The organism is Methylosinus sp. shoA, from assembly GCF_059718125.1.
In genome coordinates this window covers 3,063,801-3,084,815 of the sequence record NZ_AP046091.1, presented here as the reverse complement: position 1 = coordinate 3,084,815, position 21,015 = coordinate 3,063,801, and the positions used below count along the sequence as shown (strand labels likewise).

The following is a 21,015-nucleotide window of genomic DNA, read 5'->3' as shown; positions in this document are numbered from 1 at the left end:
AGGGCCCGATGGTCGGGGCAGCAGGATTTGAACCTGCGACCTGAAGTACCCAAAACTTCCGCGCTACCAGGCTGCGCTATACCCCGTCTCGCGAATAGGCCGAGGCGCCCGCCTCCGTCCCCGTTTCGCTAGCACGAGCCACGGCCGCTCACAAGCGCGGCGGCGACGCTATCTGCGAAAGATCGGATGGCGCACCAAGTCGCCGACAGCGACCGACAGGCGCTTCGCCGTGCCGGCGCTCACCTCGATCACGGCCAGCGCCGGCGCGCCGGAGGAAATGATCCGTTCCGAGTAGGGCTCCGCGCCGAGTGCGAGCGAGACCACCCGCCCGTCGCGGCCGACGAAAATCATGTCCAGCGAGAGAGGCGTGTTCCTCATCCACATGGCGACCGGCCGCTCCTCGTGGAAGTCGAAGAGCATGCCGCCGTCCTCGGGGAGCGAGGCGCGAAACATGAGCCCCTTCTCGCGCTCTTTCTGCGTTCGCGCCACCTCGACCCGCAGCGGATGCGCGCCGGTCGCCGTGACGATCTCGAGCGGCTCCGCCGCCGCCGCGCGGGCCGGCGATCCGGGCGGCACCGATCCCGCGACCGCCGCGACGAGCGCCGCGAGCGCCAGGATGAAGCGCCCCACTCCCTTCGGCAATCTGCACCGCATGACGATCCGCCTCGCTGCTCTGCGGGGACGCACGCCGCCGTGCGACCGCGCCCCATTCGTCGGCCCTGCTCTTGCCATGCGGATCGAAAATTGAAAAGCGTCGGAACGTCGCGCGCCCCGGATCGCGACGCGTTCCGGCCAGAGCGGTTTCCGATCCGATCGGAAACCGCTTGTCTCATGACTTCGTATGGGGCGAATCTGATCGCTCGAACGATTCCGTTCGAGCGGAAAGCGCTCTAATGGGACGCCGGCAGCGCCGATTCGAGCGGCCGGACCTCGGTCGCCATCAGCCCCTTCGGGCCGTCGCCATAGCGCACCAGCACGCTGTCGCCCGGCTTCAATTCGGCGAGGCCAAAGCGGCGCACGGTCTCCATATGGAGAAAAATATCGTCGGTTCCCTCCCCGCGCGTCAGGAAGCCGAATCCTTTCACGCGGTTGAACCATTTGACGATGGCGATTTCGTAGCCGCTCGACGGCGTCACCTGCACATGCGTGCGGGCCGAGGCGCTCTGCGCCGGATGGATCGCCGTCGACTCGTCGATGGCGACGACGCGGAACACCTGCATGCCCTTCGCCCGCCGCTGCGCTTCGCAGACGACTCGCGCGCCCTCATAGGCCGTTTGAAATCCCGACCGCCGCAATGTCGTGACATGCAAAAGGATATCCGCGCCCCCATCGTCCGGAACGACGAACCCATAGCCTTTGGAGACATCGAACCACTTGATGGCTCCCGATACTTCGATCAGATCGAGTGCGGCTTGTTCGCCTTCGACATTGATGGTCGACGCGCTCAACTCATTCTGGAATGAAATTTTGGCGCCCAACAGACCAACTCCCCCTGCCGATCCGGTTGCAGACGCTCGCCTCTTCCGGCCCGCTCATTCAATGTGCGAATCGCGGCGTCGCTCGTGAATCACTGGAGTTAAGATATCATCGCCGGCGCGGCGTCCAACCGACTTTTTTGTCGCGAAGCCGTTTGTTGTGGATACGAATCCGATAAATGCGTTGCGTTGCAGGGGGCTGTGTGAAAGTTACGCGAATTACCGTACGCGTGAATTTGCCGCGTCGAGAACGAGTCCGAAATGTGTCCTGCTCGGTCCATTCGCATGGCCTGCGAGACGCGCGGGCGAGCCTTACGCGTCGAACTCTCTCGAACGCCGTCTCCCGCGCGAAACTGACGATCCGGCCGACGCGCGCGACCTGTTCGAAGCGCCTCTGGACAGAGCCGCCCGAATCGATATGGTCGGCGCCGGGGCGGTTGACCGGACGCAATTCCCGCGAGAAAATCGCGAGCTGGTTGCGCCCAGCGCCACAGGACCCGCTCATGACCTATCTGTCTCAGCAAGACGACCGCCGCATCGCCCCCGAGGGCGCCGCGCCGAATTTCGATCTCGCCGCGCTCTACGCCGAGCGCGAGGCCGATCGATTCGAATTGCACGCCGCGCATCTCAACGAAATGTGGGTGCGCGTGCTGAAGACGATCGGCTATGATGTAGGATTCGTCCGCGGCTCCGGCCAATATTTGTTCGACCGCAAGGGGGCGCGCTATCTCGATCTCTTGAGCGGCTGGGGCGTATTCGCCATCGGCCGCAACCACCCCTCGCTACGCGCCGCGCTGATGAGCGTATTGTCCGCGGATCTCCCCAATCTGGTGCAGCTCGACGTCTCCGTGCCGGCGGGCCTTCTCGCGGAGCGGCTGCTCGCCTATGCGCCTTGGCTGGACAAGGCGTTCTTCGCCAATTCGGGGACCGAGGCGGTCGAAGCGGCGATCAAATTCGCCCGCGCCGCGACGGGCCGCGACGGCCTCGTCCATTGCGGGCATTCCTTCCACGGCCTCACCTGCGGCGCCCTCTCGCTCAACGGCGACCAGATCTTCAAGAAGGGCTTCGGCCCGCTGCTGCCCAATGTGCGCGAAATCCCCTTCGACGATCTTCCAGCGCTCGACGCCGCTCTGCGCGGACGCGACGTCGCGGCCTTCTTCGTGGAGCCGATCCAGGGCAAGGGCGTCAATATTCCGCATGACGAGTATCTCGCCGAGGCGGCGGCTCTGTGCCGCAAATATGGAACGCTTCTCGTCGCCGACGAAATCCAGACCGGCCTGGGCCGCACCGGTAGATTCTTCGCGGTGGAGCATTATGGCGTCGAGCCCGACATGATGCTGATCGCCAAAGCGCTCTCGGGCGGCCATGTGCCGGTCGGCGCCGTGCTGGCGCGCAAATGGATCTTCGACAAAGTGTTCGATCGCATGGATCGCGCGGTCGTGCACGGATCGACCTTCGGCAAGAACGATCTCGCCATGGCCGCCGGCCTCGCCACTCTCGAGGTGATCGCGAGCGAGCGTCTCGTCGAGAATTCCGCGGCGAAAGGCGAGCGCCTCCTCGCCGCCTTCCACGCCATGGCCGAGCGCTACGAGCTCGTCGTCGACGTGCGCGGCAAGGGGCTGATGATCGGCGTCGAGTTCGGCGAGCCGCGCTCGCTGAAGCTCAAAGCCGCCTGGAACCTTCTGGAGACGGTCAATTCGGGCCTGTTCTGCCAGCTCATCAGCATTCCGCTGTTCGAGCAGCACAAGGTGCTGACGCAGGTCGCCGGCCACGGCAATCACACGATCAAGCTGCTGCCGCCGCTCACCATCGACGATTTCGATTGCGATTGGATCGAGCGCTCCTTCGACAAAGTGATCGCCGACGCCCATGACGCGCCGGCCGCCGTCTGGTCGCTCGGCAAGACGCTCGCCGGCCATGCGCTGAAAGCGAAGCTCGGCTGACATTTTTTCTTTCGACGGAAGAAAACGCCCCTCGACCCTCCCTCTCCCGCGCAGCGCACGGCTGTCCGGGGAAAGTTTTTCGGTTGTAACCACAGCGTCGGAGGACTTGCGCAGATTGCATTTTCCGCGTTCGAAGCGCCCCTTCGTCCTCTTTCGTCGATGTTCGCAAGGAGCGGACGTCGGAAGGCGGGCGGATGGCACCCATCGTGGATTGCGAAGTTGCCTCCAAAGACTCGCTTGCGTTGCACCAAATTTTTCCCCGGACAGCCTGTCTTTCGCGGGAGAGGGGCGCTCGTTCATGATCTCGGCTTTCCGACCGGAACACGCCTTGCTGCGTCTCGACGCGCGACGAAGCGGCTGCGCCGATTTGACACGGCCGCCCCACCGCGCCCCCGTTCCGAGACGAAAGGGCGTCGATCATGCGTTCGAGTATGAAGTTCACCATTGCTGTTGTTTCGAGTCTGCTGGCCGAGGGCGCGCTCGCCGCTCCCCGCGATCCGCTGGTCATTCCCGGCATCGGGCCCGAATCGCCTGCGGCCTATCACCGCCCGCGCTATTCCGCTCCGGCCGCCTATCCGGCGCCGCGGCGTCATGTCCGCTATTGGATCGCAGAGGAGCGCCCGCGTCCGATCCGCGTCGCCTCCTTCGCGCCCGCGCGATTCGAAGGCGGGACCTGGGACGCCCCCCGCCCCTATGACGACGAATATCGCCCGGCCGCCTACAACGCCGCCGACGCCTACGCGCCGCCCGCGCGTCCCTGGCTTCGCGCCGCGCCGTACTGCCGGAACTTCGGCGGCTGGTGAGGCGACGCGAAAAGGGCGCAATCGTCGAACAAGAGATGCGCTCTCCAATGCGAGGACTGCCGAATGTCGATGACCCGCCGCGCATTTCTGGCGACCGCCGTCGGCGGCGCGGTCTCGGCCTTCGCGAGCGCGGCTTACGGCTTCGGCGTCGCGCCGATGCAGGCGCCGCGCATCGCGCGCTATCGCGTCGCGCCGAAGAACTGGCCGAAGGGCTTTCCGCTCGACATCGCCGCGCTCTCCGACCTGCACGCCTGTGATCCCTGGATGTCGCTCGGGCGCATCGAAGGGATCGTCGAGCACATGAACGCGCTGCGGCCGGACGTGATCGTCCTGCTCGGCGATTATGTCGCCGGAATCCGCCGTCGCCTCGCGACGCCCATTGCTTCGGCCGACTGGGCGCGCGCGCTTTCGCGCCTCTCGGCGCCGCTCGGCGTGCACGCCGTCCTCGGCAATCACGACCTTTGGGACGATCTGACGGTCCAGCGCGACGGACGCGGAACGACGATCGCGCGGCGGGCGCTCGAGGCCAATGGCGTTCCGGTCTATGAAAACGAAGCCGTGCGGCTCGGAAGCGGCGACCGCGCCTTCTGGATCGCGGGCCTCGCCGATCAGCACGCGATCCGCGTCGGCCGCCGCGCATGGCGAGGTCTCCATGATCTGCCGGCGACTCTCGCCGCGGTCACGACCGACGATCCGGTGATATTGCTCGCGCACGAGCCCGATATTTTCCCCGAGGTTCCGCAACGCGTGGCGCTGACGCTCAGCGGCCACACGCATGGGGGCCAGGTGCGCATCATGGGCTGGGCGCCGATCGTGCCTTCGCATTTCGGCAATCGCTATGTCTATGGACATATCGTCGAGGACGAGAAGCATCTCATCGTCTCCGGCGGACTCGGCTGCACGGCGCTGCCGGTACGCTTCGGCGCCCCGCCGGAGATTCTGCACATCAGGATCGAAGCCGCAGCTGCTTGAGTTTCGCGCCGTCATTGCGAAGAGCGCAGCGACGAAGCAACCCAGAGCCGTGGGACGAGGCCCTCGTCACTCTCCCGCCGCTTTCAGCTTTTCGCCGGACTGGCTGCGCGCGCGCATCTCCGTGAGCGCGCGGCGATATTCGACCGGCATGACCTTGCGGAACTTCGGCTTATAGGCATCCCAATCGTCGAGGATCGCGCGCGCGCGCGTCGAGCCGGTGTAGCGCAGATGATTCGAGATCAGCTGCTTCAGGCGCTCGGCGTCGAAGCGCGTCATGTCGCCCATCACATCGACGCGCCCATGCTGCTCGAGGTCGCCGCTCTGGTGATAGGACTGCGTCATCGCGATCTCCTCGTCGCGCACCGGCTCGAGATCGACCATGGAGAGATTGCAGCGCTCGGCGAAGCCGCCGTCCTCGTCCAGCACATAGGCGATGCCGCCCGACATGCCGGCGGCGAAATTGCGCCCCGTCGGCCCCAGCACCACGACGACGCCGCCGGTCATATATTCGCAGCCATGATCGCCGACGCCCTCGACGACGGCGATCGCGCCGGAATTGCGCACGGCGAAGCGCTCACCGCCGACGCCGCGGAAATAGGCCTCGCCCGCAATCGCGCCATAGAGCACCGTATTGCCGACGATGATCGATTTCTCCGGCGTGATCTGCCTGGCGTCGCGTGACGGATAGACGACCACCTTGCCGCCCGAGAGGCCCTTGCCGACATAGTCGTTCGCCTCGCCTTCGAGCCGCAACGTCACGCCGCGCGCGAGGAAGGCGCCGAAGCTCTGTCCTGCGGTGCCGGTCGCGCGAATGTCGATCGTGTCTTCCGGCAGGCCCGCGTGCCCATAGACGCGCGCGACCTCTCCCGACAGCATGGCGCCGGTCGAGCGGTCGACATTGCGGATCGCCGTCTCGATCGAGACCTTGGCGCCGCGGTCGATCGACGCGCGCGCCTCGTCGATGAGCTTGTTGTCGAGAACCTTGTCGAGCCCATGATCCTGGCAGGCGCTGTGGCGGATCGCGCCGCCCTCTCCCGCCGGCTTGTGGAACAGCTTCGTGAAGTCGAGCCCCTTCGCCTTCCAATGGGCGAGCGCCTTCTCCTTGTCGAGCATCTGCATCTGGCCGGTCAGCTCGTCGAAGCGGCGATAGCCCATCTCCGCCATCAGCTCGCGCACTTCCTCGGCGACGAAGAAGAAGAAGTTGATGACATGCTCCGGCTGGCCGACGAAGCGCTTGCGCAGCACCGGATCCTGCGTCGCGACGCCGACGGGGCAGGTGTTGAGATGGCATTTGCGCATCATCACGCAGCCGGCTGCGATCAGCGGCGCCGTGGCGAAGCCGAACTCGTCGGCGCCGAGCAGCGCGCCGACGATGACGTCGCGGCCCGTGCGCAACCCGCCGTCGACCTGCACGGCGATGCGCGAGCGCAGACCGTTCAGCACGAGCGTCTGATGCGTCTCGGCGAGGCCGATCTCCCAGGGACTGCCGGCGTGCTTGATGGAGGTCAGCGGGGAAGCGCCCGTGCCGCCGTCATAGCCGGCGATGGTCACATGATCGGCGCGGCCCTTGGAGACGCCGGCGGCGACCGTGCCGACGCCGACCTCGGAGACGAGCTTCACCGACACCGCCGCCCGCGGATTGACGTTCTTCAGATCGAAGATCAGCTGCGCCAAATCCTCGATCGAATAGATGTCGTGATGCGGCGGCGGCGAGATGAGGCCGACGCCGGGCGTCGAATGGCGCACCTTGGCGATTACCGCATCGACCTTGTCGCCGGGCAGCTGACCGCCTTCGCCGGGCTTCGCGCCCTGCGCCATCTTGATCTGAATCATGTCGGAGTTGACGAGATATTCCGTCGTCACGCCGAAGCGGCCCGAGGCCACCTGCTTGATCGCGCTGCGCGCGCTGTCGCCGTTGGGCAGCGGCTTGAAGCGCTCCGGCTCCTCGCCGCCCTCGCCCGTGTTGGACTTGCCGCCGATGCGGTTCATCGCGATGGCGAGCGTCGTATGCGCCTCGCGCGAGATCGAGCCGAAGGACATGGCGCCGGTCGAGAAGCGCTTGACGATCTCGCTCGCCGGCTCGACCTCCTCGAGCGGCGCAGGCGCGCGGCCGTCCTCCGCCGCCGTCTTGATGCGGAACAGGCCGCGGATGTTGAGCAGCTTCTCGTCCTGCTCGTTCAGATGCTTCGCGAAGGCGCGATATTTGTCCTGCGCATTGGCGCGCACGGCGTGCTGCAGCAGCGAGACCGTCTGTGGCGTCCAGCTGTGCGCCTCGCCGCGGATGCGGAAGGCGTAGTCGCCGCCGACATCGAGCGCGTCGCGATAGATCGGCGCGTCGCCGAAGGCGTCCTTGTGCCGGCGCACGGTCTCGGCGGCGATCTCGTCGAGGCCGACGCCCTCGATGCGAGTCGTCGTGCCGGCGAAGAATTCGTCGATGAAGCTCTGCGCGAGTCCGACCGCATCGAATATCTGCGCGCCGCAATAGGACTGATAGGTCGAGATGCCCATCTTCGACATGACCTTCAACAGGCCCTTGTCGACCGCCTTGATGAAGCGCTTGACGGCCGTGCGCTCGTCGACGTCCGAGGGGAACTCGTCCGTCGACGCCTCGAGCGTCTCGAAAGCGAGATAGGGATTGATCGCCTCGGCGCCATAGCCCGCGAGCAGCGCGAAATGATGCACTTCGCGCGCTTCGCCGGTCTCGACGACGAGGCCGACCGAGGTGCGCAGGCCGCGGCGGATCAGATGATGATGCACGGCGGCGGTGGCCAGCAGCGCCGGAATCGGAATGCGGTCGGGCCCAACCATGCGGTCAGACAGGATGATGATGTTGTAGCCGCCGTTCACCGCCTTTTCGGCGCGCGCGCCGAGCCGGATCAGCGCGTCGCGCATTCCGGCGGCGCCGGCCTTCGCGTCATAAGTGACGTCGAGCGTCTTGGTGTCGAAGCTGTCCTCGACATGGCCGATGCAGCGGATCTTCTCCAAATCCTCGTTGGTGAGGATCGGCTGACGCACCTCCAGCCGCTTCTTCTTCGAGGAGCCCTCGTGGTCGAGAATGTTCGGGCGCGGGCCGATGAAGGAGACGAGGCTCATCACCAATTCCTCGCGGATCGGATCGATCGGCGGATTGGTGACCTGCGCGAAGTTCTGCTTGAAGTAGGTGTAGAGCAGCTTCGGCTTGTCGGACAGCGCCGAGATCGGCGTGTCCGTGCCCATGGAGCCGACCGCCTCCTGGCCGGTGACGGCCATCGGGAAGAGCAGAAGATCGAGCTCCTCCTGCGAATAGCCGAAGGCCTGCTGACGATCGAGCAGCGACACGTCGGCGCGCGACGCGCGCGGCTCGACGGGCTTCAGATCCTCGAGCACGATCTGCGTGCGCTCGAGCCATTGCTTATAGGGATGCGAAGCGGCGAGCTCCGCTTTGACCTCGTCGTCGGAGACGATGCGTCCCTGCTCGAGATCGACGAGCAGCATCTTGCCCGGCTGCAGGCGCCATTTCTGGACGATCTTGTCCTGCGGGATCGGCAGCACGCCCATTTCCGACGCCATCACGACGAGCCCGTCGTCGGTGACGAGATAGCGCGCCGGGCGCAGGCCGTTGCGGTCGAGCGTCGCGCCGATCTGGCGGCCATCGGTGAAAGCCATCGCCGCCGGCCCGTCCCAAGGCTCCATCAGCGCGGCGTGATATTCGTAGAACGCCTTGCGGTCCTCGCTCATCAGCGGATTGCCGGACCATGCTTCTGGAATGAGCATCATCACCGCATGGGCGAGCGAATAGCCGCCCTGAACGAGGAATTCGAGCGCATTGTCGAAACAGGCGGTGTCCGACTGCCCCTCGTAAGAAATGGGCCACAGCTTGGCGATGTCGTTGCCGAACAAGGGCGAGGCAACCGAAGCCTGCCGCGCCGCCATCCAGTTGATGTTGCCGCGCAGCGTGTTGATCTCGCCGTTATGCGCGACGAAGCGGTAGGGATGCGCGAGGCGCCACGACGGAAACGTATTGGTCGCGAAGCGCTGATGCACCAGCGCGATGGCGCTGACGAAGCGCGGGTCCTCGAGATCGAGAAAATATTTTCCGAGCTGAGAGACCAGCACCATGCCCTTGTAGACGATGGTGCTCGACGACAGCGAAACCGAATAATGCTCGCGGGCGACGGCGCCCCGCGCGTAAATCTCGTTCGAGGCCGTCTTGCGCGCGAGATAGAGGCGGCGCTCGAAATCGGCGTCGTCGGTCACCGACGGACCGCGGCCGATGAACACCTGCCCATGCACGGGCTCGACCGCCTTCACCGCCTCGCCGAGATCGCTCGAATCGACCGGCGTATCGCGCCAGCCGAGCACGAGGAGGTCTTGCGCCGAGGCCGCCGCCTCGATGAACTCCTTCGCCTTGGCGCGCTCGGCGTCGTCGCGCGAGAGGAAGAACTGGCCGATCGCGTAATGGCCGGGCTCGGGCAGCGCGAAGCCGAGCTCGGCGCACTTCTCCTTGAAGAACTCATGCGGGATCTGCACGAGAATGCCGCAGCCATCGCCGAGCTTGGGATCGGCGCCGACGGCGCCGCGATGGTCGAGATTGAGCAGAATCTGCAGGCCCATCTCGACAATGTCGTGGCTCTTGCGATTGTGCAGATCGGCGACGAAGCCGACTCCGCAGGAGTCGTGCTCCTGGGCGGGATCGTAGAGACCTTGCGCCTTCGGCAAGGCGGGATCGCTGGCGTCGATCGCTGTCATGGCGGCGTCTCCCGGACAATATCGGGGCCGCTCGGCCGCTCCGCCGCGTCGTTCCCCGTCCCTCGCGTCGAATTCGTCCGACCGCACCATCCCGCTCGGGCGGGCGTCGGCGGAGCAGAATGGTCAGCAAGGCTGACATATCAACGGCCATCATTCTTGCCAGATTTGCGCAGCCGGCACAAGCGACGTACGATAGGCGGCAAAGGGAGCGAAGCCCCTTCCCCACGATCGGGGTTCGCGCAAATCGCGAGACCCCGGCCCCCGGCGTCGAAACGATTGGCCTACGACGATGCTTCCGTCCCGCTATTGGACCGACCTCACGGCCCTGGACTTCCGCGATCTCGACATGGCGCGCGTGATCGCCGTCCTGCCCGTCGCCGCGGTCGAGCAGCACGGACCGCATCTGCCGGTCGGCGTCGACGCCGCCATCATGCGCGGCATGATCGAGCGCGTCGTCGACCGCCTGCCCGAGGACCTCGACGTCCTGTTTCTCCCCCTGCAGGCGATTGGCGTCTCCATCGAGCACGGCGATTTTCCCGGCACGCTCACGCTGTCGCACGAAACGGCGCTGCGGCTCGCGACCGAGCTCGGCGAAAGCGTCGCCCGCGCCGGCTGCCGCAAGCTCGTCATCCTCAATTCGCACGGCGGCAACACGCCTCTGCTCTCGCAGACGACGCTCGAGCTGCGCGTGCGGCGCGCCATGCTCGCCGTCTCCTGCTCCTGGCATCGCTTCGGCTATCCGGACGGGCTCTTCCCCGAGGACGAAATCCGCCTCGGCGTGCATGGCGGGGAGATCGAGACCTCGCTGATGCTCTCGCTCGCGCCCGATTTCGTCGATATGACGCGCGCCGCCCGCTTCCGCTCGGCGAGCGAGGCGTTCGAGCGCGATTTTACGTGGCTGCGCGCCGACAAGCCGATCGGCTTCGGCTGGATGACGCAGGACTTGTCGCCCGACGGTGCGCTCGGCGACGCCGCTGCGGCCAGCGCCGCCAAGGGCGAAGCAGCCGCCGATTATTGGGCGACCGCTTTCGTCGAGCTGCTGCGCGACGTAGAGGCGTTCGATCTGGAGAGGTTGCGGGGGATGTGATTCGGAATCTGGACGTGCGCCCCTTCTCCCGCCTGCGAGAGAAGGCGTCGCGCGAAAGCGCGACGGATGAGGACCGCTGCGGTTCGCAGTGTTGAATAGAGCTTCGAGATCGCTGTCGCGGGGCGAGCCCATCCGACCCCGCTTCGCCGGGCCACCTCCCGCAAAGCGGGAGAAGGAGATGCGCCCTTAATTCTTCGTTCACGATCCGGCGCGATCCGTTCCCGATGCCCCACTCCTCTCCCGCGAGAACCAGACGCGAGCCCGCCGCCTTCCCCGCGGCGCCCGAGATCGCGCAGGCGGCGCAGGCTTGGCTCGACCATCTCTCCGGCGAGAAGCGCGCCTCGCGCCATACGCTCGACGCCTATGCGCGGGACGCGCGTTTCTTTCTCGCCTTTCTCGCCGAGCATCGGGGCGCGCCGGCCGGCGCTGCGGCCTTGAGCGCCCTCGCGCCCGCCGATCTGCGCGCCTTCATGGCGCGCCGGCGGGCGCAAGGCGTCGAGAACCGCTCGCTGCTGCGCGCGCTCGCCGCGGTGCGCTCGCTGCTGCGCTTCCTCGAGAAGCAGGGGCTCGCCAAGACCGATGTCTTTGCCGCCATTCGCGCGCCGAAGCGGCCGCATGGGCTGCCCAAGGCGCTCGCCGTCGCCGACGCCCGCGAGCTGGTCGATCCGGCGACGCGCGCGGGCGAAGCGCGCGAACCATGGATCATCGCCCGCGACGCCGCCGCCCTCGCCCTCCTCTACGGCGCCGGCCTGCGCATCTCCGAGGCGCTCTCGATCGATCGAGACGAGGCGCCGATCGGCAAGATCGACCGCGTCTCCATCCGCGGCAAGGGCGGCAAGACGCGCGTCGCGCCGGTCATCGAGCCGGTGCGGCGGGCGATCGAGGACTATCTCCGACTCTGTCCCTATGACCTCTCCGGCGGGCCTCTGTTCGTCGGCGCGCGCGGGGGACGGCTATCGCCGCGCATTCTGCAGCTCGCCATGGAGCGCATGCGCGGCGCGCTCGGCCTGCCCGATAGCGCGACGCCTCACGCGCTGCGCCATTCCTTCGCCACCCATCTGCTCGGCCGCGGCGGCGATCTGCGCAGCATTCAGGAACTGCTCGGCCACGCGTCGCTCTCGACGACGCAAATCTACGCCGCGGTCGACCGGCAGCGCCTGCTCGACGCCTATCGCTCGGCGCATCCACGCGCTTCGGAACGCGGCCGCGATCCATCCACTTCGACTTGAATTCGCGACGAATTTTCCTGTTCGTGTCAAGGCTTCCACGACGAAAATTTCGAGCGGCGGCAGAGGCTCGCCTTTCCCGCTCCGCGCCCTTCCTTAAGCAGCGTGCCGAGGCTTCGGCGGCGTGCGGGGGCGCATGGCGCCGGCCGTCTCTGCGGCGCAGGGTCGGACTGCGCGCGGGGGAAGGCGGCGGCCGACCGCAGGAGGGGAAAATGCAGGAAACGCCGAGATTGTCGTTGCTCGGACTGCTGCTCGCAATGGCTTTCGCCTATGGCGTCTGGATCATCGTCACCTCTGGTCAGGCGGTCTCGGCGGACGCCTGCCAGGGCTACGCGCTCTGCCGCTGATCGGCGCGCGGCGCGTCTCTCACGACGCGCCGCGCCGCCGCACCATCGCGCGCAGCAGCGCGACCCGGCGGAGGAATTGCGAGCGTCCCTCGCCGAGCGCGGCGGCGAGGCGCGCGGAGACATAGGCCCGCGCCTCGCGCAGGCGCCGGCGGACCGGATCGACGAGGCCGTGCGCCCAGGCGTTCACCCGCAGCACGAGGGCATAGACCCGCGCGAACCAGGCGAGCTGCAGAAGCTTCTCGCGACTGGCGTCGAAGAGGAAGGACGTCACGCCCAGAGCCAGGGTCTTGGCGGCGAAAATGACGCCGAGGCCCGTTAGCACATGGCCGTGCGCGATGGCGGCGACGGCCATCAGCTTCAAGGGAAAGATAGCGACCGCCGGAACGGCGAAGACGGCGAGCGTCGCGATCGGCGACAGCCCGGCGATGAAGGACCGAACCCGCGGCTCCAGATCTTTCAGGCCCGAGGCATGGGCGAGCCAGACCAGCGCGAGCTTCACATTGTCCCACAGCCAGCTCTCGACGAGAAAGAGCACGGCGAGCGTGAACCAGAAGGCGCGGGAGAGGCGTTGCTTCAATCGATCCATGGTGCTCACCCTTCTATTTCCGCCCCGCCCTCGCCGCGATCGCCAGCAGCGCGCGCCCGGCCTCCATGCCGGCGACCGAGGCGTCGACCCTCGCGCGCCTCTGCGCCTCGCGCAAGGGGGTGATGACGGCCGCGATCTTCGCCGCGGTCCAGCTCTTCAAATGGCGCTCCAGCGCCGATCGGGGAAACACGCCGAAGCCGCTGCGCATCAATAGGGTCATTCCGGCGTCCGGGCGGCCGTCCTCGCGGTCGGCGGCGAGCCGGGCCCGATGCAGCGCCATCGCGTAACGCAGCGCGCCGCCGAGCAATTGCCCGGGATCGGCGCCGCCGGCGAGCGCGCGGTCGAGTTCCTCTCCGGCCGCGGCCGACTCGCCGGAGAATGCGTCGATCACCAGCCGGTCGGAGGCGATGGTCGAGGCGTGGGCGACAATGTCCTCGACGTCGCGCGCCTCGACCGAAGTCGCGCCATGCTTGTAGAGCGCGAGCTTGGCGAGCTCGGCGCGGCTCATGCGGCGATCCTCGCCGAGCGCCGCGCGCAGCAGCATGCGCGCGTCCGGCGCGACGGAGAGGCCCGCCGCGCGCAGGCTCTCGTCGATCAGGGTCTCGAGCTCCTGCCCGGCGTCCGGCTCGCATTCGATCGCGGCGGCGAGCTTGGCCGGCTCGATCAGCTTACGCAGCGGCGCGTCGCGCTTCAGCGCGCCCGCGGTCACCACGACCGCGCAATCCTCGGGCGGCGCGGCGAGCAATTGCTCGAGCGGCGCGAGAAAAGACTTCGCCCCCGCCTCGACGAGGATCGCCCGGCGTCCGCCGAACAGCGGGACCGTATTGGCCTCGTCGAGCAGCGACAGCGGATCGGCGGCGACGGCGTCCCCGCTCATCTCGACGCATTGGAACGGATCGCGGCGGTCGTCGACGCGCTTCCCGACGAGCGCGAGCGCGCGCTCGCGCACGAGGCCGGCGTCGGCGCCGTGGAGCAGGAACAGAAAGATCGCCGCGGGCGGCGCTTCGACGAAGCGCTGGGCGTCGCGGCTCTTGACGGCGACCATGGCGGACCTCGGCGCAGCAGGCGGGACGCGAGACTGTCTAGACCGCGCGGCGCGCCTTTGGAACAGCCGATCGGGCCGGAGTCCGCTCCGCAAATTGCGATCACGCGCCGGCTGGCGTAGAAGGCGCGCCGTCGCCTTTTCGCGAGAGGCCCGAGAGCGAGGGACCGTCCATGGCCGCAGCTTACGACTCCGACAATGTGTTCGCCAAGATTCTCCGTGGAGAGATCCCTTCGCACAAGGTCTATGAGGACGATGTGGCGCTGGCCTTCATGGACATCATGCCCCGCGCCGACGGCCATGTGCTCGTCATTCCCAAGGTTCCCGCGCGTGGACTGCTGGATATTGCGCCCGAGGCGCTGTCGGCGTTGATCACACGCGTCCAGCATGTCGCCAGGGCGGCCAAGACCGCCTTCGCCGCCGACGGGCTGACGCTGCAGCAGTTCAACGAGAGCGCCGGCGGACAGGTGGTCTTCCACCTGCACTTCCACATCCTGCCTCGCTTCGAAGGCGTCGCGCTGCGCCCGCCGGGAACCATGGCCGACGGCGAGAGGCTGAAGGCGCATGCGGAGAAGATCAAGGCCGCGCTCGGCCCCTTCCCCGGCTGATCACTTCCCTTCCAGCACGAAGGTCGAGAAGCGCCGGCTGACGCGATGCGCCAGCATCTCCACGGGCGCGAAGGCGACGGCGGCGAAGATCGAGACGACCACCGTCGCCGCGGCGATCAGGCACGCCTGCCAAATCTCCGGCGTCTTGCCGCAGAACACGATCAGCCAGGAGGTGAAGGTGATCAGAACGATGTAATGGACGAGATAGAGCGGAAAGGAAATTCGCGCGAGGAATTGCGAGACCGGATGATCCGAGAGAAAGGCGCGGACCGGCCGCGAGCTCGTGATCAGCACGACGGCGGCGAGCGCAATCACCACTTCCATATGCGAGGTCCGCTTGCCCAGCGTGCCGGCGGCGACGGCGTAGAGCGCGAGGCCGGCCGCGATCTTCAGCCCGCTGCGATCGAGCGCGGCGAGCGCCGCCGTCGCCTTCTCCCCGAGGCCGAGCACCCGCGCCCGGCCGATCAGCGCGCCGAACAGAAAAGCGGCGAGATAGGGGAAGGGAATCGCCAGGAAGCAGGCGCCGACGAGCATGGTGAATTCCGGCTTCTTCATCGCCGGATAGCAGGCGAGCGTCAGGAACAGCGTCAGCGAGCCGATCATCTCCCATTGCATGGTCCACATGAAGGGCAGGATCGGGCCCAGCACGTCCGGCTTGGTGTAGACATTGCAGCAGGCCCATTTGAGCGTCTGCGCCAGAGTGGGATCGAGAATGTCCTCGGCGAGAAAGCTCGGGGCGAGCTCGGACGCCTCGTGGCTCGCCACGAGCCCGAGCAGCGACGCGACATAGACGATGAGCGCGCCGACGACGATCGGGATGGTGAGGCGCAGATAGCGCCGCAGCGCCGCCGAGACGACATAGGCCGCGCCGCCGCCCGCATAGAATGGCGCGGCGAGCGCCGCGCCGGACACGACGAAGAAGACGCAGATGTCGAGCGGCCCATAGAGCAGCCCGCGAAGAGACTGCGGAAGACGGGCTGCGCCTGGCCGAAGATCTCCCAGGTGGAGTGATAGAGCAGGACCGAAAAGGCGCCCCAGCCGCGCACGCCGTCCAGCTCGCCGAGCCGGATTCGCGTCGCGCTCCTCGTGGCCGCCCGCGGCTCCGCGACGGCGACGACGGGCTCCATGGCGCGGTCGAGGACATAAGTCATTTCGGCGTCTCGAAACTCGGCACGATATCCTTATCGCCTTCGCTCTGCTGTCGCCGAAAGGCTAGGTTAGGCTTTACCGTCGAGCAACGACAGGGGCCGAATGTCATTAACGATGCCTTGACGACTGTCACGCGCCGTAGTGACGGAACCCTCGCCGCCCGCATCCTGAAGCCGTCTCGCTCATCGCCGGAGCCGACCTGCAAATGCCCCTTCGTTTCACCGCGACCGCGCTTTTCCTTCTCGCAACCTTTCCCGCGCTCGCACAAACGCCCGGATTGGAGCGCGTGCTCTCCGCGACGACGCTCCATCTCTCGGAGGGCGGCGGCTATGATCTCGCCCTTCTCGTCGACAATCGCGACGCAGGCGCGGATCTCTATCTCTATTTCGGCGTCGATCCGAACGCTCCCGAGGGAGCGGCCGAGCCGGGCCTCGTGAAGAAGAATGCGGCCTGGGTCGGCGGCGGGGCCGGAACGCTGCCCTCGCTCGCCGTGAGCGACAAAGGTTCGCTGCTCATCAAATCCGAGAATGACGCGATCGGCCGCGACCGCTGGAGCGAGACGGTGACCATCGTCCGCCGCAATGGCGCGCTCGTCGTTGCCGGGCTGAGCTTCGCCGCGCGCGACACGCTCGACCCGAACGGCGGCGGCTCCTGCGACCTCAATTTTCTCACAGGAAAAGGAATGCGCAACGGCAAGAAGGTCGAGTTCAGGGCGCAGACGATCCTGCTCGCCGACTGGCCGGACGCCGGCGGGACGCGGCCGAAAGAGTGCCGATTCTAAACCGGCTCCCCCCGAATTTTTTCGTTCACGCTCACGCCCGAAAGCGGATGCGCCCGCCATCCGCGCTTGCTAAAGGAGGGCCGAACGTGGAGGGACCAAGGCGGTGAACGAGCCGGCGAAACCTGATCTCGAGAGCGGCGAAGCCCTGGGCGCGATCCTCGCCTCCTTCGCGCGCGCGGGCTTTGAGCGTTGCGAGCCGTCCATATTGCAGCCGGCGGGCGTGTTCCTCGATCATTCGGGCGAGGACTTCCGCGGCCGGCTCTATCTCACCAGCGACGCGGGCGGCGCCGATCTCTGCCTCAGGCCCGAATATACGATCCCCGTCTGCCTCGCCTATCTCGCCTCGGGCGAGGCGGGCGAAGCCGCCTCCTACGCCTATGGCGGACCGGTGTTCCGCTTCCCCTCGGAAGGCGAGCGCGGCGCCGGCGAATTGCGGCAGGCGGGGCTCGAGAGCTTCGGCCGCGACGACCGCGAAGCGGCCGACGCCGAGATCCTCGCCGCGGCGCTCGAGGCGGCCGCCCGCGCCGGCGCCTCGGACCTCGCGATCGGCGCCGGCGACGCCGGCCTCGTCTCCGCCTTCCTCGACCGGCTCGACTTGCCGTCCGCTTGGCGCCGCCGCATCGAGATCGGACATGCGCGAGGTGAGCCGCCGGCCGAAATCTTCGCGCCGCCCGCCAATGGCAAGGAGCAGGCCGGCGTGCTGGCGGCGCTCACCAAGATGGACGCCAGGGAGGCGCGCGCGCTCGTCGAGGATCTGCTCTCCATCGCCGGCATTTCCGCGGTCGGCGGACGCAGCGCCGCCGAGATCGCCGAGCGCTTCCTGGACCAGGCCGCGCTCGCCGACGGGGCCGGCGTCAGCGCCGAGACCCACGCGCTGGTCGACGCCTTCTTCTCCATCGAGGGACAGATCGACGAAGCCTCGGCGGCGCTGCGGCGCCTTTCCGCCGACGCCTCGATCGACCTTTCCGACGCGCTCGACTCGCTCGACACGCGCTCGAGCTTCCTCGCCGCGCGCGGCATCGACATCGAGCGCGTGCGCTTCTCGACGAGCTTCGCCCGCCGTCTCGATTACTACTCGGGTTTCGTCTTCGAGGCGCGTTCCGGCGAGGCCGCCGAGCCGCCGCTGATCGGCGGCGGACGCTACGACCGGCTGCTGAAGACGCTCGGCGCGAAGACCGATATTCCCGCCGTCGGCGCCGCCATCTGGGTCGACCGGCTCGCTGCGCGAGGACAGCCGCGATGACCGCCGCGACCGACAAGCTCATCGTCGCCGTCCCATCCAAGGGCCGGCTGCAGGAGAACGCCAACGCCTTCTTCGCCCGCGCCGGAATCGAGGTCGCTCAGGGTCGCGGCGCGCGCGACTATCGCGGCAGCCTCTCGGGCGTCGACGGCGCCGAAGCAGCCTTTCTCTCGGCCTCCGAGATCACCGCGCGGCTCGCCAACGGCGACGCGCATCTCGGCGTCACCGGCGAGGATCTCGTGCGCGAGACGATCGCCGACGCCGAGAGCCGCGTGGAGCTGCTCACTCCCCTGGGCTTCGGCCGCGCCGATGTGGTGGTCGCCGTGCCGCAGGCCTGGATCGACGTGCGCGTCATGGCCGATCTCGCCGATGTCGCCGCGGGCTTTCGCGTCCGCCACGGCCGGAGTCTCCGCGTCGCGACCAAATATGTGCACACCACGCGGCGTTTCTTCGCCGCCCATGCGATCGGCGATTATCGCATCGTCGAGAGTTCCGGCGCCACCGAGGGGGCGCCGGCGGCGGGCTCGGCCGATCTCATCGTCGACATCACCACCACCGGCGCGACACTCGCCGCCAATGCGCTGAAGACGCTGGACGACGGCGTGATCCTGCGCTCGCAGGCCAATCTCGTGGCCTCGCTGACGGCGCCCTGGACGCCGCGCGCGAAGGAGGCGGCGCGCGTGATCCTCTCGCGCATCGCGGCGGAGGAGCTGGCGCGCACGACGCGCGAATTGCGCGCGCGCCTGCCCGCGCTCGACGAGGCGCTGCTGAACGAAGCCGCGCAGAGCTTCGGCGCGAGCCTGCGCGAGCGCAGCGACAGCGGCTTCGCCAGCTTCGGCGCGCCGGCCGACGCCGCGCCGCAATTCGCCGACTGGCTCATCGCCAAGGGCGCGCAAACGGTGACGAGCGCCAAGCTCGATTATGTGTTCTCGGCCGAGAACGCCCTGTGGAATCGCCTCGCGGCGCGGATCGACCGAGCCTGAGGGAAAGAGCGTCTATTCGCGACGAGACGCCGCCGAGCGCGCGCGGCAGGGCCGCGCTCCCATGCGGATGAGCTCCTGGCCGGTGAGAGAGGCCGCCGCGTCGAAATCGAGCCGCTCCAGCGCATGGGTTCTGATCGCCCAGTCGCGGACCTCGCGCGGATACAGGGACAGCATTTCGAGCGTGGCGAGCGGGTCGGGGGATGCAACGCCGGGCAGCCGCGCCGCATGGAACCAGAAAATGGCGCTCGGCGCGACGCAGACCTCGCGCAGGCCGAGGAAGATGGTGCAGGCCGAGGCGCAGACGCCGCGGATCGCCAGTTCCTCGCCGGAAGCGTCGAGCCGGCGCGCCGCCTCACGATAGGCGGCGAGAGCTCCGCCATAATCCTCGTCGAGGTCGAGCGCCTGCGCGCGGCCGATGGCGAACGTGACGACAATGAAAAGCGCAGCCGGAGACGACCGCAGCGCCTCACGCGATGGTCGCGACGCCTTCCGAGGCCAGAAGCGAAGAGGAAGACGCTTCGCGCCGCGTCGAAAAATGCGCGCGAGCGAGGCGCGATCGCCGGCCCCCGCCTCCTGCGCCGAAACGATCGTCACCCGAGGTGATTGCCGGATGCGGCCCCGATCGCCGCAGGATAGGAGAACGCCCGAGACGCCGCTTTGAATGCGATGGCGGAAATCACGAATCTCATCGCCGCTCTTCTCTTTCTGGCGAGGCCGGCGTCCCGGCGTCTCGACGCAATCTCGAAAATCGAAAATAATTCGAGGAGAGCATAGCATCGGCGCGGCGTGTTCGAAACAGGCGATCGGGTCCTCGCCCTCATGGCGAGGAGCGCCCGAAGGGCGCGTCTCGAAGCACGATGGCGAGATCAAGCGTGGGAGGCCAGCGTCGGGGCTTCCCGAGACGGCCGCTTTCCGCATATAGTATTACTATATAACGAGACGGAACGAGCGAGGGGCGTTCGATGAGCGGGGCCGAGGACCGTGGGCCGGGGGCCTTCTTCGCGGCGATGACGCAGGCCTTCGACGGCACGATCCGCGAACGCCGCGGGCGGCACGATTTCGTCGGCGCTGTGTGCCTGCAGGCCTTCGACAGTTTCGACGGCAATGTCGCCATCCAGGCGGACGGCGCGCCGGCGCTCGCCTGCAAGGGCGACTGCCCCGCCTGCTGCGTGCTGCGCGTCGTCGCGACGGCGCCGGAAATCTTCCTCGTCGCCCGTTTCGTCGCGGCTAACGCCGCCTTCCTCGCGCAGCATGGGGTCGATCTCGTCGCGCGCATCCGCGAGACCGCCGCGGCGGCGGCCGGCCTCGGCGAGCGCGAGCGCATGGCGCTGAAGCGCATCTGCCCCTTCATCGAGGACGGGCTCTGCCTCGCCTATCGCGTACGCCCGCTCGCCTGCCGCGGCCATGCGTCCTACGACGAATCCGCCTGCCGCGAGGCGACGGCGGGCGCCAATGTCGAAGCGGCGATCTCGACGCCGCATCTCGTCGTGCGGAGCCTCGTGCAGAACGCGATGATGGCCTCGCTGCGCGGGGCGGGCCTCGCCTGGGGCCTCTACGAACTCAATGGCGCGGTGGCGCTGGCGCTGTCGACGCCGCAAGCCGAATTGCGCTGGACCGCAGGCGACGACCCGCTCTCGCCGGCGGCCATTGCCGATTTCGACCCGGCCGAGGCGGCGGCGATTTTCGATGCGATCCGGACCTGACGCGAAAAGGGCGGTCGCGTCGGAGCGCTTCCGCTCGATCCAACGCGGCGTCTGTGAGGCGGCGCCGCCACAGTTCGCCTCGACCACAAGGCTGTGCTTCCACGACCGCCATCCATAGCGCCAGGCGCCGTTCGCGCAATATATTCCGCGATGGACGGGACCGACAGGTCGCCTCCCTTCACGTCTGGAATCGGATTGTAGTAAGCGCCGAGAGGCCCGCGCTCAGCGGCGCCGCGCGCCGGCGAGCGAGAGGGCGAATGCAAGTGAAGCCGCGGGCTTGCGCATTGTGTCCTCCTCGTCTCCGTTTGCACGCTTCCCGCCAAATCCCCGCCGGAGCGATCG

The 21,015-nt window shown here is 67.6% G+C and carries 18 protein-coding genes and 1 tRNA gene; 11 read left to right on the top strand and 8 right to left on the bottom strand.

What is annotated here, in order from left to right:
- Positions 1-9: 9 nt before the first annotated feature.
- The 3 genes from AC6IW9_RS14075 to AC6IW9_RS14065 form a co-directional block, all read right to left on the bottom strand.
- Positions 10-86, bottom strand: a tRNA-Pro gene (locus tag AC6IW9_RS14075).
- Between the two features lie 82 nt (positions 87-168).
- Entirely contained in the window at positions 169-654 is a 486-nt protein-coding gene (locus tag AC6IW9_RS14070; protein ID WP_497764468.1) for a DUF192 domain-containing protein, read from the bottom strand.
- A gap of 236 nt (positions 655-890) precedes the next feature.
- Complete coding sequence (locus tag AC6IW9_RS14065; protein ID WP_497764467.1) at positions 891-1,478, bottom strand: cold-shock protein; 588 nt, start codon at positions 1,476-1,478, stop codon at positions 891-893.
- 500 nt (positions 1,479-1,978) lie between these two features.
- On the opposite strand from AC6IW9_RS14065, the gene AC6IW9_RS14060 reads away from it, so the two are divergent.
- The 3 genes from AC6IW9_RS14060 (at position 1,979) to AC6IW9_RS14050 (ending at position 5,193) form a co-directional block, all read left to right on the top strand.
- Positions 1,979-3,418 (top strand): aspartate aminotransferase family protein, encoded by a 1,440-nt coding sequence (locus AC6IW9_RS14060; RefSeq protein WP_497764466.1) that lies wholly within the window; start codon positions 1,979-1,981, stop codon positions 3,416-3,418.
- A 419-nt stretch (positions 3,419-3,837) separates the two neighbouring features.
- A complete protein-coding gene (locus tag AC6IW9_RS14055; RefSeq protein WP_497764465.1) occupies positions 3,838-4,221 on the top strand; it encodes a hypothetical protein in 384 nt (127 codons plus the stop codon).
- 63 nt (positions 4,222-4,284) lie between these two features.
- Positions 4,285-5,193 carry a metallophosphoesterase gene (locus AC6IW9_RS14050; RefSeq protein ID WP_497764464.1) on the top strand — a complete coding sequence of 303 codons (909 nt, stop codon included), beginning with the start codon at positions 4,285-4,287 and terminating at the stop codon, positions 5,191-5,193.
- A 66-nt stretch (positions 5,194-5,259) separates the two neighbouring features.
- Here AC6IW9_RS14050 and gltB read toward each other — a convergent pair whose 3' ends face one another.
- On the bottom strand, positions 5,260-9,921 hold the full coding sequence (gltB, locus tag AC6IW9_RS14045; protein WP_497764463.1) for a glutamate synthase large subunit: 4,662 nt from the start codon (positions 9,919-9,921) through the stop codon (positions 5,260-5,262).
- A gap of 289 nt (positions 9,922-10,210) precedes the next feature.
- Here gltB and AC6IW9_RS14040 point away from each other — a divergent pair, with 289 nt between their 5' ends.
- From AC6IW9_RS14040 to AC6IW9_RS14030, 3 genes are all read left to right on the top strand, one after another.
- Complete coding sequence (locus tag AC6IW9_RS14040; protein ID WP_497764461.1) at positions 10,211-11,008, top strand: creatininase family protein; 798 nt, start codon at positions 10,211-10,213, stop codon at positions 11,006-11,008.
- A 224-nt stretch (positions 11,009-11,232) separates the two neighbouring features.
- Positions 11,233-12,237 (top strand): tyrosine recombinase XerC, encoded by a 1,005-nt coding sequence (locus AC6IW9_RS14035; protein ID WP_497764459.1) that lies wholly within the window; start codon positions 11,233-11,235, stop codon positions 12,235-12,237.
- Positions 12,238-12,446: 209 nt separating this feature from the next.
- Complete coding sequence (locus tag AC6IW9_RS14030) at positions 12,447-12,581, top strand: hypothetical protein (RefSeq protein ID WP_497764458.1); 135 nt, start codon at positions 12,447-12,449, stop codon at positions 12,579-12,581.
- A 19-nt stretch (positions 12,582-12,600) separates the two neighbouring features.
- On the opposite strand, the gene AC6IW9_RS14025 is transcribed toward AC6IW9_RS14030, so the two are convergent.
- Both AC6IW9_RS14025 and holA read right to left on the bottom strand, forming a co-directional pair.
- Positions 12,601-13,167: a hypothetical protein gene (locus tag AC6IW9_RS14025; RefSeq protein ID WP_497772529.1), complete on the bottom strand. Its 567-nt coding sequence runs from the start codon at positions 13,165-13,167 to the stop codon at positions 12,601-12,603.
- A gap of 13 nt (positions 13,168-13,180) precedes the next feature.
- Positions 13,181-14,212 (bottom strand): DNA polymerase III subunit delta, encoded by a 1,032-nt coding sequence (holA, locus tag AC6IW9_RS14020; protein WP_497764456.1) that lies wholly within the window; start codon positions 14,210-14,212, stop codon positions 13,181-13,183.
- Positions 14,213-14,382: 170 nt separating this feature from the next.
- Here holA and AC6IW9_RS14015 point away from each other — a divergent pair, with 170 nt between their 5' ends.
- Complete coding sequence (locus tag AC6IW9_RS14015) at positions 14,383-14,817, top strand: HIT family protein (RefSeq protein WP_497764455.1); 435 nt, start codon at positions 14,383-14,385, stop codon at positions 14,815-14,817.
- Here AC6IW9_RS14015 and AC6IW9_RS14010 read toward each other — a convergent pair whose 3' ends face one another.
- Positions 14,818-15,747 (bottom strand): acyltransferase family protein, encoded by a 930-nt coding sequence (locus tag AC6IW9_RS14010; RefSeq protein WP_497772528.1) that lies wholly within the window; start codon positions 15,745-15,747, stop codon positions 14,818-14,820.
- A gap of 424 nt (positions 15,748-16,171) precedes the next feature.
- Here AC6IW9_RS14010 and AC6IW9_RS14005 point away from each other — a divergent pair, with 424 nt between their 5' ends.
- The 3 genes from AC6IW9_RS14005 (at position 16,172) to hisG (ending at position 18,970) form a co-directional block, all read left to right on the top strand.
- Positions 16,172-16,747 carry a hypothetical protein gene (locus AC6IW9_RS14005; protein WP_497764453.1) on the top strand — a complete coding sequence of 192 codons (576 nt, stop codon included), beginning with the start codon at positions 16,172-16,174 and terminating at the stop codon, positions 16,745-16,747.
- A 103-nt stretch (positions 16,748-16,850) separates the two neighbouring features.
- The gene (locus AC6IW9_RS14000) at positions 16,851-17,990 is read left to right on the top strand and encodes an ATP phosphoribosyltransferase regulatory subunit (RefSeq protein ID WP_497764452.1); all 1,140 of its coding nucleotides are present in this window, start codon (positions 16,851-16,853) and stop codon (positions 17,988-17,990) included.
- Positions 17,987-18,970, top strand: a complete 984-nt coding sequence (hisG, locus tag AC6IW9_RS13995) for an ATP phosphoribosyltransferase (protein WP_497764450.1) — start codon at positions 17,987-17,989, stop codon at positions 18,968-18,970. The genes AC6IW9_RS14000 and hisG overlap by 4 nt, the downstream gene beginning before the upstream one ends.
- Before the next feature lie 12 nt (positions 18,971-18,982).
- On the opposite strand, the gene AC6IW9_RS13990 is transcribed toward hisG, so the two are convergent.
- The gene (locus tag AC6IW9_RS13990; RefSeq protein WP_497764448.1) at positions 18,983-19,564 is read right to left on the bottom strand and encodes a hypothetical protein; all 582 of its coding nucleotides are present in this window, start codon (positions 19,562-19,564) and stop codon (positions 18,983-18,985) included.
- A 368-nt stretch (positions 19,565-19,932) separates the two neighbouring features.
- Between AC6IW9_RS13990 and AC6IW9_RS13985 the strand changes: the two genes are divergently transcribed.
- Complete coding sequence (locus tag AC6IW9_RS13985; RefSeq protein ID WP_497764447.1) at positions 19,933-20,673, top strand: hypothetical protein; 741 nt, start codon at positions 19,933-19,935, stop codon at positions 20,671-20,673.
- Positions 20,674-21,015 lie beyond the last annotated feature (342 nt).

What these genes read in the sequence shown, in the direction of transcription:
- AC6IW9_RS14070 (WP_497764468.1), bottom strand. Translation starts at nt 654, where the DNA reads ATGCGGTGCAGATTGCCGAAGGGAGTGGGGCGCTTCATCCTGGCGCTC.
- AC6IW9_RS14060 (WP_497764466.1), top strand. Translation starts at nt 1,979, where the DNA reads ATGACCTATCTGTCTCAGCAAGACGACCGCCGCATCGCCCCCGAGGGC.
- AC6IW9_RS14055 (WP_497764465.1), top strand. Translation starts at nt 3,838, where the DNA reads ATGCGTTCGAGTATGAAGTTCACCATTGCTGTTGTTTCGAGTCTGCTG.
- AC6IW9_RS14050 (WP_497764464.1), top strand. Translation starts at nt 4,285, where the DNA reads ATGTCGATGACCCGCCGCGCATTTCTGGCGACCGCCGTCGGCGGCGCG.
- gltB (WP_497764463.1), bottom strand. Translation starts at nt 9,921, where the DNA reads ATGACAGCGATCGACGCCAGCGATCCCGCCTTGCCGAAGGCGCAAGGT.
- AC6IW9_RS14040 (WP_497764461.1), top strand. Translation starts at nt 10,211, where the DNA reads ATGCTTCCGTCCCGCTATTGGACCGACCTCACGGCCCTGGACTTCCGC.
- AC6IW9_RS14035 (WP_497764459.1), top strand. Translation starts at nt 11,233, where the DNA reads ATGCCCCACTCCTCTCCCGCGAGAACCAGACGCGAGCCCGCCGCCTTC.
- AC6IW9_RS14030 (WP_497764458.1), top strand. Translation starts at nt 12,447, where the DNA reads ATGCAGGAAACGCCGAGATTGTCGTTGCTCGGACTGCTGCTCGCAATG.
- AC6IW9_RS14025 (WP_497772529.1), bottom strand. Translation starts at nt 13,167, where the DNA reads ATGGATCGATTGAAGCAACGCCTCTCCCGCGCCTTCTGGTTCACGCTC.
- holA (WP_497764456.1), bottom strand. Translation starts at nt 14,212, where the DNA reads ATGGTCGCCGTCAAGAGCCGCGACGCCCAGCGCTTCGTCGAAGCGCCG.
- AC6IW9_RS14015 (WP_497764455.1), top strand. Translation starts at nt 14,383, where the DNA reads ATGGCCGCAGCTTACGACTCCGACAATGTGTTCGCCAAGATTCTCCGT.
- AC6IW9_RS14005 (WP_497764453.1), top strand. Translation starts at nt 16,172, where the DNA reads ATGCCCCTTCGTTTCACCGCGACCGCGCTTTTCCTTCTCGCAACCTTT.
- hisG (WP_497764450.1), top strand. Translation starts at nt 17,987, where the DNA reads ATGACCGCCGCGACCGACAAGCTCATCGTCGCCGTCCCATCCAAGGGC.
- AC6IW9_RS13985 (WP_497764447.1), top strand. Translation starts at nt 19,933, where the DNA reads ATGAGCGGGGCCGAGGACCGTGGGCCGGGGGCCTTCTTCGCGGCGATG.